The sequence below is a fragment of the Bifidobacterium hapali genome, assembly GCF_002259755.1.
Classification (GTDB): domain Bacteria; phylum Actinomycetota; class Actinomycetes; order Actinomycetales; family Bifidobacteriaceae; genus Bifidobacterium; species Bifidobacterium hapali.
Map to the genome: position 1 here is coordinate 18951 of NZ_MWWY01000045.1, position 15096 is coordinate 34046.

At 52.2% G+C, this 15096-nt stretch carries 10 protein-coding genes; 2 read left to right on the forward strand and 8 right to left on the reverse strand.

What is annotated here, in order from left to right; translation table 11 throughout:
- Positions 1 to 23: 23 nt before the first annotated feature.
- Both BHAP_RS10315 and BHAP_RS10320 read right to left on the reverse strand, forming a co-directional pair.
- Entirely contained in the window at positions 24 to 2762 is a 2739-nt protein-coding gene (locus BHAP_RS10315; RefSeq protein WP_094730597.1) for an ABC transporter permease, read from the reverse strand.
- 33 nt (positions 2763 to 2795) lie between these two features.
- The gene (locus BHAP_RS10320) at positions 2796 to 3584 is read right to left on the reverse strand and encodes an ABC transporter ATP-binding protein (RefSeq protein WP_094730598.1); all 789 of its coding nucleotides are present in this window, start codon (positions 3582 to 3584) and stop codon (positions 2796 to 2798) included.
- Positions 3585 to 3833: 249 nt separating this feature from the next.
- Between BHAP_RS10320 and BHAP_RS10325 the strand changes: the two genes are divergently transcribed.
- Positions 3834 to 5612, forward strand: coding sequence for an acetolactate synthase large subunit (locus BHAP_RS10325; RefSeq protein ID WP_094730599.1), 1779 nt, complete (start codon positions 3834 to 3836; stop codon positions 5610 to 5612).
- 5 nt (positions 5613 to 5617) lie between these two features.
- On the opposite strand, the gene BHAP_RS10330 is transcribed toward BHAP_RS10325, so the two are convergent.
- The 5 genes from BHAP_RS10330 to BHAP_RS10350 all read right to left on the reverse strand — a co-directional run bounded on the left by BHAP_RS10330 (position 5618) and on the right by BHAP_RS10350 (position 11804).
- Positions 5618 to 6634: an Lrp/AsnC family transcriptional regulator gene (locus tag BHAP_RS10330; RefSeq protein ID WP_244569394.1), complete on the reverse strand. Its 1017-nt coding sequence runs from the start codon at positions 6632 to 6634 to the stop codon at positions 5618 to 5620.
- A gap of 23 nt (positions 6635 to 6657) precedes the next feature.
- Positions 6658 to 7512, reverse strand: a complete 855-nt coding sequence (locus tag BHAP_RS10335; protein WP_094730601.1) for an energy-coupling factor transporter transmembrane component T family protein — start codon at positions 7510 to 7512, stop codon at positions 6658 to 6660.
- A complete protein-coding gene (locus tag BHAP_RS10340) occupies positions 7502 to 9082 on the reverse strand; it encodes an ABC transporter ATP-binding protein (RefSeq protein WP_244569395.1) in 1581 nt (526 codons plus the stop codon). Before BHAP_RS10340 ends, BHAP_RS10335 begins: the two co-directional genes overlap by 11 nt.
- A 219-nt stretch (positions 9083 to 9301) precedes the next feature.
- Complete coding sequence (locus BHAP_RS10345) at positions 9302 to 9841, reverse strand: ECF transporter S component (protein WP_094730602.1); 540 nt, start codon at positions 9839 to 9841, stop codon at positions 9302 to 9304.
- A 646-nt stretch (positions 9842 to 10487) separates the two neighbouring features.
- Positions 10488 to 11804: an O-acetylhomoserine aminocarboxypropyltransferase/cysteine synthase family protein gene (locus tag BHAP_RS10350; RefSeq protein ID WP_094730603.1), complete on the reverse strand. Its 1317-nt coding sequence runs from the start codon at positions 11802 to 11804 to the stop codon at positions 10488 to 10490.
- Positions 11805 to 12139: 335 nt separating this feature from the next.
- On the opposite strand from BHAP_RS10350, the gene BHAP_RS10355 reads away from it, so the two are divergent.
- On the forward strand, positions 12140 to 13027 hold the full coding sequence (locus tag BHAP_RS10355) for a bifunctional hydroxymethylpyrimidine kinase/phosphomethylpyrimidine kinase (protein ID WP_094730604.1): 888 nt from the start codon (positions 12140 to 12142) through the stop codon (positions 13025 to 13027).
- Positions 13028 to 13283: 256 nt separating this feature from the next.
- Here the strand turns inward: BHAP_RS10355 and BHAP_RS10360 are convergent, their stop codons facing one another.
- Positions 13284 to 15095 (reverse strand): AMP-dependent synthetase/ligase, encoded by a 1812-nt coding sequence (locus tag BHAP_RS10360; protein WP_094730605.1) that lies wholly within the window; start codon positions 15093 to 15095, stop codon positions 13284 to 13286.
- Between the last annotated feature and the right edge of the window lies 1 nt (position 15096).

Genomic DNA, 15096 nt, shown 5'->3' on the forward strand with positions numbered 1-15096 from the left:
CCTCAATTGATCTTCGCAAGCCGTCAGGCTTCAGCGAGAGCCTCGACAGGCGGCGTGCTCACCGCACGATGAGCCGGGGCGATACTGGCGATCAACGCGGCGATGGCCGCCACTGCAAGCACGATACCATTGGAAGTCCAGTCAAACGGGAAAACAACCGTACCGTACAAGCTAAACACCATGTAAGAGCCGAGCCAGCCGAACAAAGTGCCGAGTATCACACCGGTCACGCCGGAGACAAGCGACAGCAGCAATGCCTCTACCGCGAGCGAGCGACGCAACTGACCGCGTGTCATGCCAATAGCACGCAGAGTGGCTGATTCGCGAGTGCGTTCAATCACGGATAGTGACAGCGTGTTCGCCACGCCAACGAGAGCGATGAGTACAGCGACCGCGATCAGACCGACGAGCAGCGTCATCATGCCGTTGATCATGGTCTCCCACATCGAACGTTCAACGACTGGTCCGGTCACATTGACGCCCATGCTGCCGGAGAACACGTTCTGTACGCCCGTAAGTACCTCGCTCATAGTGGTTCCAGCTGTATTTGCATCGATACGCATGAGCATCATGTGGTCGTTTGCGCTCAGATCGCCGTTCGTAAAGTGGCTGGCGCTGATGAAGGCGACTGCATTGTAGCTGTCGGATATGCGACGGTAGTCAGCCTGTACCGGTTTAAGCGTTATCGGCTTAGCTTGAGATTTGGTTGAACCAGTTCCAGCAGCATCTCCAGTCGAGGCATCTACTCCCGATGGGTTCGGCGCAAACGTAACACCGTTGCCATCGAACGTGACCATCTTGCCACCAAACGCTTCATACTTCGGCAACAGTACATCATGTTCGCCGATCGTCACACCGTTAAGATCGGCCTCCATAACGCCGCGCAGCGCATCCGCGTTTTCCACGCCGACAAGCAGCACGCTCATGTCCTTGACACCGTTCTTCGACGTGGCATACATAATGGTGGCCGGAGCGTATACAGAGGCGGTTACTCCCTTGATCTTGGCTGCTTCGGCGGCTTGCTGATCGGTAATATCAGGACCGTCGGCGATCATATCGACGCTATATCGCTGATCGAGCGCCTCGCCCATCGTCTGTTTGCCGCTGGCCGCACCCGTGGCGATGGTAGAGACGAGCGTCACGCCAATCAGCAGTGCAGCTCCAGTCGCAGCCACGCGACGAGGATTTTTCTGAATGTTTGCATGCGCGACCTTAGCACTCGGACCACTCAGCGCGACCAGTGCACCGACTCCACGCATAAGCACCGGCAACCAGAACGTCGCAGACAACACAAGACCGAGGAAGATGAACGCACAGCCGACGATTGCCATGAGCAGCACCGTCGAATAACCACCATTGTCAATCATTGACGATTGCGTGGCAATGTATTGCGCCATCTGCCATGCGGCAAATCCAGCGAACGCGCAGCCGATCACGAGCATAATTATCGAAATCGCAGCGCGTACACGACCGGCACGACGCGTATCGGTCAGTTCGATCGGGCGCAAGGCTTCGAGCGGCGTAACCGCAGTGGCGGAACGTGCGGAGCTGAGCGAAGCGATCACGGTCATGATGATGCCGAAAACTATCGGAACAATGAACGCCTGCCAGCTGGGAACGAACCGTGCAGACATGCCGGTGGAAGACAGCAGTCCGGAAGCGCATAGCCCGGCGATAAGCGCACATCCAAGCGCTACGCCAAGCGCAGAAGCAATACAACCGAGTACACCGGCTTCAAATAGCACCGAACCATACAACTGACCTTTTTTTGCACCGATCGTACGCAGGAGCGCGAGAGTGCGGCGACGTTGCGCAACAAGCACTTGGAATGTGTTAGCGATAACAAGTGCGGCGACGAACATGGCGAGTATGCCGAAGCTCAGTAGGAACGTAGTAACAATGTCGGTGCCGTTCTCGTCAGTTAATTCCGCAATGGCTTTCTGATTGGCAACATCGCGAGACACGACAATATAATACTTGGGCAGCAATTGAGCGATTTGGTCTGCGGTAGCTTGCGCGCGAGTATCACCGCTGCGGCCGGTACCAGCGCCATCCAAGTTAAGTAGCAGCTGCGTGGTTTGCAGATGAGCGAAGTCAGGATAACCGTTCAAGGTCGCAGTGACATTGTCGGACAAGATAGACGCACCGCCATAGTATGCTGCTGCGCCATTGACATCGTCGGTCAATCCAACAACGCGCACTTCGATAGGTGTCGATTCCTTTCCAGCATCTTGGGCAGTATATTGTGCCGTACGCGAATCTACGCTGACCGTATCGCCGATCTTGACGCCAAGTTGCCGGGCAACAGATTGCGGAAGAGCAATCTCATTGTTATCGACCGGCTGGCTACCGGATGTGATCTGCACTGGCAGTAATGCGGCATCAGTAGCCGTACTGGCTGCGAGCCCATTGATGTGTTTATCATCATGGCTGACAATTAATCCGCCGACGCTAGCATCTGCACGAACGCTTTTCACCCCGTCAATGGCGCGTATTCGATCAAGCTGGAAGTCACTGACCGAATGGGTCGTCGCATTGGACTTCTCCTCTTGACTGAGTGGTTTGAGCGCATCCGAGTCGACCATGACAATATAATTTGCGTCACCGTATTGGGCTGTCTGCTGTCGGCCGAGCGCATCCTTCATGGTGTTGGAGAACAGGAACGTAGCGCAGATGAACGCAGTGCCGATGAGTATGGCAATACCTGCGGGGATGAGCATCCTCGCGCTTTTCTTCATGAGTTTCAAAGTGATGGAGAACATGATTACAGCTCCTTGGATTCGGTCCGGAAAAACTCAGGCGACAACCGGCGTGACAGCGGCACGCGTGGCGCGTTCACGCTCGACCATGAGTAGTTCGTTCATCTGTTCCGCGTTTGGGTTTGGTACATCGGCGACGATGCGACCATCAGCGAATACGATTGCACGGTCGGCGTAGGATGCGGCGACTGCATCGTGAGTGACCATGATGATTGTCTGGCCTAGTTCTTTGACTGAACGTTTTAAGAAACTCAGTACTTCGGCACTGGAAACAGAATCGAGATTGCCGGTCGGCTCGTCGGCGAACACAAGCGCCGGTTTGGTGATGAGCGCGCGGGCGATTGCGACACGCTGCTGCTGGCCTCCGGACAGTTCGTTCGGCCGGTGGTTGAGGCGATCTTGAAGTCCTAGTGTTTCGACAAGCTGCCGGAACCAACGACGATCTGGCTTGTCGCCGGCGAGCGTCAATGGCATGAGGATGTTTTGTTCAGCACTAAACATAGGCAATAGGTTGAAACTTTGGAAAATGAAACCGATCTTGTGTCGGCGCAGTAAGGTGAGCTGATTGTCGTTCATCTTCGTGATATCCGCGCCGTCGAAGACGATGCGTCCGGAAGTTGCCGAATCAAGTCCGGCGAGCGTATGCATGAGCGTAGATTTGCCCGAGCCGGACGGGCCCATGATAGCGGTGAACTTGCCTTGCTCGAATCGTACGTTGACGCCGCGCAATGCGTGAACAGCAGTATCACCTTCGCCGTAATTTTTGACCAGATCGATTGCTTCGATAGCGGTCGGGTTGATTCCCCCGTTGACCATACCTTCCATGATTCCTCATTTCCTCGAACATAATCGGATGATGATTTCATAGTCGCAGAAAATGATTGCTGACGGCATCGTGCGGCAGATGGAAACCTGCACACACATAGTCATCCTTCAGGATGAGCACTGTTATGTATAAGTTAACGTCCGGCGAAAGCTGGTGGAATCGTAATATATATATATAAGTATTCAGTAACACGTAGTGTCGGCAACGATTATCATATCGATACATATCACCGCTATACTCACGTATTCATGACATCCCCGCAAGATCAATCATTATTTGCTCGTATCGAATCACGTCTGTTTGATGACCACCGGCAGAACAGTACTGCTGATGCAACAGGTACTCATCACCCACATGATGAACACCGTCAGCAGCGCAACGTCGCCGATCTCATGGTCCAATGCCTCGTTCAAGAAGGTGTCGAAGTGATTTTTGGCATCCCCGGTGAGGAAAATATTCCATTCATCGAGGCGCTCGAACGTGATGGTCGTATTCGATTCGTCGTCACCCGTCATGAACAAGGTGCTGGTTTCATGGCACTCACATACGCTCATCTGACTGGCAAGCCCGGCGTATGTCTCGCAACCCTTGGACCGGGCGCACTCAATCTCACCCTGCCAGTAGCCTGTGCAAACGCAAGTAACACGCCGCTCGTCGCCTTATGCGCACAAGGAAACATCGACCGTATTCATAAGGAATCGCACCAAATTATCGATCTTGTTTCCGTATTCCGCCCGATCACCCGTTGGACGAATATGATATTGAGTCCTGCTGCCGTCACTGAAACGATGCGCAAAGGATTCTCGCTCGCCCAACGCAAGCGTCCTGCCGCAACCTGCATTATTCTGCCCGAAGATATCGCCGAACAGCCTGCACCAGCTGACGCTGAACCGCTCAGTCGTGCAATGCAAGTGCACACTGTGCCTACGCCTGCTGACATCGAATCCGCGGCCGACATTATTGCAAAAGCTCAGCATCCGATTATTCTCGCCGGTAACGGTGTGAGCCGTGCAAACGCGGACTATCAGTTGCGCGTATTATCTGAGCAACTCAACGCACCGGTAGCTACCACATTTGAGGGCAAAGGCGTATTCTCTGACCGACATCGCAACGCGCTTGGAGTTGTCGGTTTTATGCGTCACGATTATGAGAATTTTGCGTTCGACGATGCGGATCTTATTATTGCGATCGGCTTTTCGATTCAACAGTTCGACCCGGTGAAAATCAATCCGCGCAATGATAAGAAAATCATTCATATCAACACGTTCGTGGAAGATACGGATGCGCATTACACGACGACACTGAATATTATTGCTGATATTGATGCGACATTAACTCAGCTTATTGATGCGCTTCGTGAACGCAGCGTCACGTTTGATAACGCCGAATCAGATATTCGCAAACTCTTAACGAGCGAATTTGAATCATGCAAAGACGACGATGCGTTCCCAATGAAACCGCAACGTGTCGTCTATGACACGCGCAAAGCGCTGAGCGACAGTGACGTGGCACTCGTGGATACCGGCGCACTCAAAATGTGGATGGCGCGCCTGTACCCCACATATTTGCCGAATACTTGCATTATTGACAATAGTTTGTCAACTATGGGTTGGACTCTACCGGGCGCGATCGGCGCGTCGCTGGCTCGACATGGCCGGCCAATACTCGCGGTAATGGGCGATGGCAGTTTCATGATGAATGTGCAGGAGATTGAAACAGCAGTTCGACTCGGATGTCATATTGTCATTCTCGTATGGGTCGATAGAGCATATGGTCTGATTAAGTGGAAGATGGAACTGCATAATGGCCGTCATGATGACGTGGATTTTACCAATCCTGATTTCGTGAAATTGGCGGAAAGTTTCGGTGCGCACGGTCATCTGGTGACTTCCGCCGATGATCTTAAACCAGCTATTGAATCCGCAATGATGGCTGACGGCGGAGTACATATCATCGCGTGTCCAGTCGATTATCGAGAAAACATTAAGCTCACCGATAAACTCGGCGAGCTTGAACTCAACAGCTAGTCGGTTCAATCTGCTGCAATATGCGTGGCTTCTACGGGCGGGTCGAGCCAGTAGCTTTCTTTGTCAACGCTCACTGTGGTTGCCCACCAACATTGTTCAATGCCGTCGAGCGAACGAATTGATCGGTCGACGGCATGCCACAATGCATCATCATCGTCAGCAATCATTTCAACCAAATAATCCGCACCACTTAATCCAACGCCGCTCATCACGTACGTAACTTCATCAATCGCAGTCAAACGATCAAGTTCAAGCTCGTGAGGAGGCCGCACAGCCAGTCCGATGAACGCCTGAGCGAATGCGCCGAGTTTCATTGGACTAACCGTTGCCATAATGCGCATAATGCCAGCGTCTTCAAGCCGTTTCACGCGACCTCGCACAGCAGTATGGGTTACGCCAAGTTGCGCACCGACAGTAGCATAACTGGCACGTCCATCGGCTTGTAATGCGTTAAACGTTTCTGCCAGCCGCTCCCCTAGTGATGTCATCGGAATATTCGCGCCAACATTCGCATCGTGTTTCGTCATAGTCGGCTCGCCACCGAGCGAGGCAAGCATACGGTTGACAACACTCACGTTATGGTCATCAAGTACGAGTTTCGCACAGGAGAACACATGCACCCGTTCCAGTCCGGGCAGACGACGTAAGTCATTTTTGAGAAAGTGATCCATCGCCGCATTCGTATACACCACCGCTTCGGCAATAATATCCGCGTCTCCAAGCGTTCGTACAACGTAGGTAACCTGTGGCATAGCTTGTAACTGAGCAATTGCCGCATCGCGCGCACCATTAATACGCAATCCCACAATTACTTGGCAATAATTGCTTAACGACAGTGGATTAATCACCGGTACAACAGACATGACACCACTTGCCGTAAGCCGCCGGTAACTGTCCGTAGCCGCGTATACGGAAATACCAAGTTGGTCGGCGAGCGCAGCCATCGACAGTCGGCCGTCGCGTTGCAATGCGGAAATAACTTCAAGATCGCGCCGTTGAACTGTACTGTGTATTACTGTCATCCACATTCCCTTTCGCGCGAGTGTTACCGTAACAATAGCATTGCGGCGATCACAGTTACCGTGCCGATCACAGTTACCGCAAGCAGTAGCCAGTCAGTTTTACGCATGGCGAGTGTGATGCGGTATGTGCGTGTGACGCCGGATAATCCGAGTCCGCGTGATTCCATTGCCCAACCGACGCTTTGGCTCATGCGATAGGCGCGAATGAGCACGGCTACGATGATCGGCAGGTACGCCATGAATCGTGTGACAAGGCGAGTAATGGGATTGTACACGTACTTGCGTTGCTGCCTGTTGTTGGTGGGCGTTCCACTGTCAAGACTGTCGGCAGCATTGCGTGCTGTGAGGTCAAGACCTCGTGCGCGTTGCGCTGCAGATACCGATTGGAAAATTTGGAAGAATACTGGTATGTAGCGCAGTGATGTGGCAAGTGTGAGTCCGACGCGATAGGGCACGCCGAGAGCAACGAGGCCACGAATAAGTTTGGCTTGACTTGTAGTGAATAAGGTGAGAAAACAGGCAAAACCTAACGCGGGAATACGCAAGCCCATGACGGCGGCCATAATGAGATTTTCTCGGGTGATGCGCAGGAAACCCCAATGCCAAATCTCATGGTCGCCTGTCGGGTCGAATATTGGCCACAGTATGACGATCATGATAATTACGGGCGCGAGTACTTTCCATACCCATGTAATACGTTCGGCAGGAATATGGTCGCTGGCGAGCAGTGCGTGTTCAAGTATGACAGCAGCAAGCATGAATATCCAGTTTCGCCATATGAGGCATAGCACGAGCAATGCTAGTGAGAGTACAAATTTGACGCGTGGGTCGGCGCGGTGCAGCCAACCGTTGCCGGGAACGTAAAGGTCAGCGTTCATTGATGCTCCGTTCATTACTGCGTTCACCATCTCGTTCACTACCTTGTTCAAGACGTCCGTATTCCACGAGTCGTCCGTTATTCATGCGCATAATGTGTGTGCAGTATGCAGCAACCGCATGCATATCGTGACTGATCATGATAACGGTTGTGCCATTTCGGTTGCGCTTGGCAACTGCACGTAGGAAACGAGTAGACAGGTTGAGGTCAAGTCCAGCAGTAGGCTCGTCAAGAACAAGAATCGGCGTATTCATTGCGAGGACTGAAGCGAGCGCGACAGCACGACGGTCACCGTATCCAAGTGTTGCCGGTGAAATATCAGCGTATCGCTCAAGATTGAACAAACGCATTGCCTCTACAACCTCATGGTCGATCTGTTGCAGGGTATGACCGAGTGCTTTGGGTCCGAACGCGATCTCTTCGCGGGTACTGGCGCAGAAAATCTGATGATCGGGATTTTGGAAAACGAAACCGACGTGAGCTGCCATTCGACTTACCGTGTGGTCGCGTGTGTTGAAGCCATCGGTTATGACACGGCCTTCTGTCGGTTTGAGGAGCGCGTTCAGGTGCTTGGCCAGCGTAGTTTTTCCGGAACCGTTACTGCCGATAAGCCCGACGAACGCACCTCGCGGAATCATGCAAGTCACGTTCTCGAGTGCGGGAGGAGTATCTGCACTCGTTTCAGGATAACGGTACGTGACGTGATCGAGAGCGATCGCTGGCTGAGTTGCGTGGTTATTATTATCGCGATTTTTGGTCTGATTCGCGGTTGCGATACGTAGCGGCGGTTGTGAATCATGAGGCAAGGCGATACCAAGTTGCGTAAACAGTTGCGATTGACGAACAAAGATATCGGGGTCGCCTTGAGCAACGAGCTGCCCATGATCGAGGACGAGAATACGATCTGCCCACTGTGGCAGATGCGAAGTATCTTGTTCAGCCATGACAACCGTAAGATTGTGGCCAGCATGACTGCGGCGCAGTGCGGTAAGAGTATCGAATACTTCACGTTTACCGTCTGGATCAAGAGCTGCAGTCGGCTCGTCTAGTACAAGAATATCTGGCTCAGCGGCGAGCGCGGATGCTAATGCAACACGCTGCATTTGTCCGCCTGACAAACTGGTTGGTACACGCTTGCGATAATCGCTCATGCCGACTAAACGCAGTACTTCATCGATACGATCGTCAATACAATGCGGTGCTATCCCACGATTTTCGAGTGGGAATGCTATTTCATCTTCAACACTGGCACAAAACAGTTGCGATTCTGGATCTTGCTGTACGTAGCCAATATGAGTAGAAAGGTCGGCAACTGATACGGTAGACGTATCCATACCAGCGACGAGCACAGAGCCGGTCATCTCACCATCTGCAAGATTGGGAATAATGCCAGCTAAAGCCATGCATAACGTGGATTTTCCAGCGCCTGTGGGGCCTACTATACCAATGAATTCGCCAGCACGAATGGCTAGGTTGATATGCTCAAGTCCAAGAATCGGACGTCCGTTATCAGCGATTGGGGCATATCGCCATCCTAAGTCATGCGTCTCGATCAAATTGCTTAAGCTCATTCGTCATATCCTATATCGTGCTCTGTCGCGCTCTATCGCGTCCTATTGCGCTCTTGAAATCGTGTGCTCGCCAGTCTATTTATCAGCCGTCAATGTATGGATCGCTATGCGACGCATGTTGCGATACACGTGAGTACACGCATGAGTAACACGCAAAACGGCTCTCCTCATTATCATGAGAAGAGCCGAAAACAATACGGATGTATTGTTGCAGCTGGTTCAGGCTGCGGTCTTGACACCGAGGTTACCCAAGCGCACCAGCGGCGGATATGCCTTGCGCACAGCAGAGAACAGTGCGAGACCGACAATCAGACCGACGATCATCTGGAAACTATTGCCGGCTACTTCACCGAGGGCCGGACCCCAACCGGAAAGAATGCCGCCAGCAATAAAGTAGCCGAACACCTTCCATACGCCAGCGAGAACGGAGACACCAATTACGTTAAGCGGCTTGAATTCCTTAAGCAGCAAGCCGACAATAAGTGCCTGTACACCGTCAATAATGAACGTGAAGATTGCCCATTGCGGGTAGCCGCTGATCAGATCAGACAACGCTGGACCAAGGCCACCGATGATGCCGCCAACCCACGGCCCGAACGCGTAGGATGCGAAGTAAATCATGGTGTCTGACAGATTCAGATAGCCACGGGTAGGCGTGGGAATCTTGACGAACATGGTCAGCACCGTGGTTACAGCGGTCATGATGGCGATGAGCGGGATAGTGCTCGCAGTGATGGCCTTTTGTGCGCGTGCAGTCATACTGGTTCCTCTCTTGTATATGATGACTGAGATAGATGTGGATACCCCCAACCGGAACAACTACACTATATGACTATATGTAGTAGTTTCTATTTCAGTGAATCCAATAGTTATTATACGCAGTTTTGAAAGTTATACAGATGTAAAACTTTCAAAATATCATAATTTGAGATTGCGTATCGCAAAACAGGAAATATTGTACGCGGCACTTGCGATCACACCATCAGTAATGGGCAGTTTCACAGAGATTCACCGTGCCATAGCCCCAAAGTTCCAAAGCATTACAACTGCGGCAAAGCGTCAAAGCATCAAATCGTTGAAGCATCAAACGCATCATCAGTGCGTGGCGGTTTTCTCTCGCTCAGGTGTGGCTGAGCGAGCGTTTTCTGCCAGTCACATACTGTAGTGGCAGAAAACGCTCACTGAGAGGGTGTTCAGTGAGCGTTTTCTGCCACGCACCACAGCGCTACAACGCTACAGCACCGCAGCACACGCGATACAGCACCACGCGATACAACGCTACAGCACATAAGCAAAAGGGTTCCTCTTCACGAGAAGAGGAACCCTTAGCCGATAACATTCAACCAATCAAACGCTTGAGTCTGACATTCAGCCTCAGTCTCAACTCAAGCTCAGCAGTATTACGTTACTTGGCGAGGCCGGAAGCACGCACTGCCTCGAAACCACCCTTGAGATCATCGAGAATATCCTCGATGTTCTCGGTACCAATCGACAGACGAATAGTGCCCGGGTGAATGCCCTGATCCTCAAGCTCCTCCGGAGTCTCCTGCGAGTGCGTAGTGGAAGCCGGGTGGATGACAAGAGACTTCACATCAGCCACGTTAGCGAGCAGCGAGAAGAGGTGCAGGTTGTCAATGAAGACACGCGCCGCGTCCTTACCGCCCTTAATATCGAACGTGAAAATGGAGCCAGCTCCGTTCGGGAAGTACTTCTCGTACAGCGCGTGATCGCGACGACCCGGAATAGACGGGTGGGAAACAGACTCAACTTCCGGCACAGTCTGCAAGTACTCGACAACCTTAAGCGCGTTCTGTACGTGACGCTCAACACGCAGTGACAAGGTTTCGGTGCCCTGCAATAGCAGGAATGCTGCGAACGGAGACAGGGTAGCACCAGTATCGCGCAGCAGAATAGCACGGATACGAGTTACGAACGCTGCCGGGCCGAGCGTCTCGTAGAAGTTGAGACCGTGGTAAGACGGATCAGCTTCCGTCAGGGTTGGGAACTTGCCTGGCACTGCAGCCCAGTCGAACTTGCCGCCTTCAACGACTACGCCACCGAGCGTAGTGCCGTGGCCACCGATGAACTTGGTTGCAGACTCAACCACCACATCAGCGCCGTGCTCGAGCGGACGGAACAGGTACGGCGTAGCGAACGTGTTGTCAACAATCACCGGCAGATGATGCTTATGAGCGATCTCAGAAATAGCTTCGAAATCCGGCAGGTCAGCGTTCGGGTTGCCGAACGTCTCAAAGTAGACAAGCTTCGTGTTTTCCTGAATTGCATCTTCGAAGTTCTGCGGCACTTCCGGGTCGACGAAGGTGGTAGTGATGCCGTCACGCGGCAGCGTGTGCTTGAGCAGGTTGAAGGTACCGCCGTAAATGTTCTTCGAGGACACGATGTGATCGCCAGACTGCGTGATGTTGCGCACCGCGTATTCAACAGCAGCTGCACCAGAGGCAACAGCAAGACCTGCGGTACCGCCTTCGAGAGCAGCAATACGGTTCTCAAACACGCCCTGAGTGGAGTTGGTCAGACGGCCGTAAATGTTGCCCGGATCAGCCAGACCGAAGCGAGCTTCAGCATGGTCGAAGTTGTGGAACACGTAGCTGGTGGTCGCGTAAATCGGTACCGCGCGAGAATCGGTAGCCGGGTCAGCTTCTTCCTGTCCAACATGCAGCTGCAGGGTTTCAAAACGATACTTCTTGTTCGGATCGGTCATGGTTGTCGCTCCTTCGTGCGTCGTAACTATGGTGCTCGCCACGCCGCCACCGTTGTTGTCTGCGTCGTGGCGAGGCGTTGGTTATGACCTTACGAGGGTGATACTAGTTCGCGCAAGCTGAACGCTATCACGGTTGTCTATATCCCTTTATCAACCCTTGCGGCAGTAGGAATTCAACGTTGTCAAAATGATGGCACAATCACGCATTACCGTCGCGACACGCCGAGACCGCTCCCCCAAACTTGGCTCAGTCAGACCGTCACCATGTACATTCACACATCCGAATGGTCATGCGAACGGCTACAGTCGTGCATCAGCGAATGAAAGGACACTCTATGACCGACACGACCACGGCAGACGCACCGCTTTACGACCGCAATCCACGTTACATCCCGCGCGTGGCCGCCGTACATGACATGTGTGGATACGGCAAGTGCTCGTTAACTGCCGCTATACCAATCCTATCGGCCGCCGGTTGTGACGTGTGCCCAGTTCCGACTGCACTGTTTTCTGCACATACAAAATATCCGGTGTTCACGTTTCACGACACCACTGATATACTCACCGGTTATCTCGACGCATGGCGTGAAGAACATGTCGATCTCGACGGCGTATATTCTGGGTTTCTTGGTTCTCCAGATCAAGTGGCGATTATTCAGCGGCTCTATCGAGAGTACCCGCATGCGCTACGGCTCGTTGATCCGGTAATGGGCGACAGTGGCGAACTCTACCCCACCTATACGCCTGAATTATGTGAAGCAATGGGCGCGTTAGCTGAAGGCGCAGATGTACTCATGCCAAATTTGACTGAAGCGTCGATACTCACTGGGCACACCTATGCCGGCAGTGATCTTGACGATACGGCAGTTAATACGCTACTTGACGAGCTACTTAACCTCGGCGCAAAACATGTAGTGCTCAAAGGCATTGATCGTGGCGACGGGTTCATTCGCAATTACGTGGTCAGTGCCGCAACTGGCGTAGCAGGCAAGCGTGAACTTGCTCACCAACGATTGTCATATATGATTCACGGCACTGGCGATGCTTTTGCCTCAGCACTATGTGGCGCAGTATTAGCCGGACGTGGACTCGCCGAGTCAGCCCGCATCGCCGGTGAATTCGTACGCCATGCAATGATCTCAACTCTCGACCAGCCTCACTATGAAGAGCGTGGCGTGAGCTTTGAACTATGTTTATCTGATCTCACCTCGCTAGTGAAGTAATGACCTCTTATGAGACGATAGCTCCCTTACTAGGGGAACCACAATAAGAGTCTTTCGTTTCACAGAGTGATTGATGGATGGTGTGTTACGCGACCGTAAGACTTGGCCGTAGCGCGTTGCACGCGCTCTTCGCAGCAAGCTGCTCACTGAGCCTACGACAGTCCACTGGACTGTCCGCTTAACGGCTCAGCCCGGAGCGTGTCGCGTAACACACACCATCCATCAACCACGGCAAAGCTAGCGCACTTGGGACAAGTCACCGTTTGCCAGCGTAGATGACGTTATCGATAAGATCGCGATAATGGTCAACGATCACCTGTCGCTTGGCTTTGAGGCTCGGGGTGAGCATACCGTTTGCCTCAGTGAACGAGTCAGGAACGATTTCAAACTTACGAATTGACTCAGCACGAGAAACAAGATCGTCAGCCTTGTTGACCGCACGCTCAACTTCTGCAACCACAATCGGATTCTTCGCAGCCTCAGCCAAATTTGTCACTGGTTCTGCACCTTGCGCGGTAAGCCACGTATTAGTTTCAGCCAGATCAAGCGAAATAATCGCAGCAACAAACGGCTTGCGATCACCAATAACAACACACTGATCGACCACGGGAGAAGTCATTACCGATGCCTCGAGAATCCCCGGTGACACGTTCTTGCCACCAGCAGTGATGATGAGATCCTTCTTGCGGCCGGTAATAGATACAAATCCGTCATCATCAATCGTTCCAAGATCACCAGTATGTAGCCAGCCATCAACGATCTGCTGTTTGGTTAATTCAGGATGATTATGATAGCCAACGCACACCGCTGGAGACTTAACACACAGTTCACCATCTTCATCCACGCCCATCGTAACGCCCTGCATTGGCAAACCAATCGTGCCAATCTTATATCCAACAGTAGGGTTCACACTCGATGGTGCACATGTTTCCGTCATGCCATAACCCTCTAACAGTGGCAAACCAACACCGTTGAAGAAATGCGCAATGGAAGCGTCAAGCGGCGCACCACCAGAAACCGCATATTCTACGTGCCCGCCGAACACAGCCATAATCGAGCGATAGACCAGCTTGTTATACAGTGCGTGCTGTGCTTGAAGCATGAATGGAATCGGCTCGCCAGACTGCTGAGCATACGACCATTTGCGCGCAACCTGTGTCGCGCCAGCAAAGATACGACCTTTCAAGCCAGCACCAGCTTTTTGTGAAGCAGCATTGTAGATTTTCTCAAAAATACGTGGCACTGCGAGAATAAACGTTGGCTTAAACGCACTGAAATCAGCGAGAATAGTCTTAAGATTACTAGACAAGCCAAGCGTGACATTACCGGCAAAGCAGAAGAACTGCATATAACGCGCAAACACATGCGCAAGCGGCAAAAACAGCAGTAAACGACGATTCGGTTTCATAGCAATATCAGGCATGGATTGGACACCCGAATATGTGATAAACACAAAGTTTCGGTGACTCAACTCAATACCCTTCGGCGTGCCAGTAGAGCCAGACGTATACACAATTGTGGCAAGATCATCACCCTGCACCGCCCGTTCACGCTCCCAAAACTCTGCGTCAGAAACCGCACGACCATATTCGATCATCGTGTCAACAGCACCCAAACCGATCACATACACGTCACGCAATTCAGGACAGTCAGCACGTACCGATTCAATTTTGTCACGTTGCGCATCATCTTCAGCAAACGCCATTTTCACATCAGCATCGTTGAAAATCATGCGTACTTGAGCCGGCGAATTAGTCTCATACACAGGCACTGTGAGCGCACCAATTGACATAATAGCCATGTCGAGAGCCGTCCACTGCCAGCAGGTGTGAGCGATCACCGACACACTGTCACCGGGCATAATGCCACGCGCAATCAGTCCCTTAGCGATAGCAATAACCTCATCCCGAAACTCAGTCGCACTAAACGAACGCCACGTACCAGTCTCATCCTTATACTCAACCAATGAGTCATTCGGAGTACGTTCTGCTCGTTCGGCAAGTACTGCAAACAAATTCTTGTCGTCGTCAATCGACTGCTCAAGTGGGCGTGTGTATTGCTTATACATG

Bases quoted from the DNA above. Each gene is read 5' to 3' on its own strand.
- BHAP_RS10315 (WP_094730597.1), bottom strand. From the start codon at position 2,762: ATGTTCTCCATCACTTTGAAACTCATGAAGAAAAGCGCGAGGATGCTC.
- BHAP_RS10320 (WP_094730598.1), bottom strand. From the start codon at position 3,584: ATGGAAGGTATGGTCAACGGGGGAATCAACCCGACCGCTATCGAAGCA.
- BHAP_RS10325 (WP_094730599.1), top strand. From the start codon at position 3,834: ATGACATCCCCGCAAGATCAATCATTATTTGCTCGTATCGAATCACGT.
- BHAP_RS10330 (WP_244569394.1), bottom strand. From the start codon at position 6,634: ATGACAGTAATACACAGTACAGTTCAACGGCGCGATCTTGAAGTTATT.
- BHAP_RS10335 (WP_094730601.1), bottom strand. From the start codon at position 7,512: ATGAACGCTGACCTTTACGTTCCCGGCAACGGTTGGCTGCACCGCGCC.
- BHAP_RS10340 (WP_244569395.1), bottom strand. From the start codon at position 9,082: ATGAGCTTAAGCAATTTGATCGAGACGCATGACTTAGGATGGCGATAT.
- BHAP_RS10345 (WP_094730602.1), bottom strand. From the start codon at position 9,841: ATGACTGCACGCGCACAAAAGGCCATCACTGCGAGCACTATCCCGCTC.
- BHAP_RS10350 (WP_094730603.1), bottom strand. From the start codon at position 11,804: ATGACCGATCCGAACAAGAAGTATCGTTTTGAAACCCTGCAGCTGCAT.
- BHAP_RS10355 (WP_094730604.1), top strand. From the start codon at position 12,140: ATGACCGACACGACCACGGCAGACGCACCGCTTTACGACCGCAATCCA.
- BHAP_RS10360 (WP_094730605.1), bottom strand. From the start codon at position 15,095: ATGTATAAGCAATACACACGCCCACTTGAGCAGTCGATTGACGACGAC.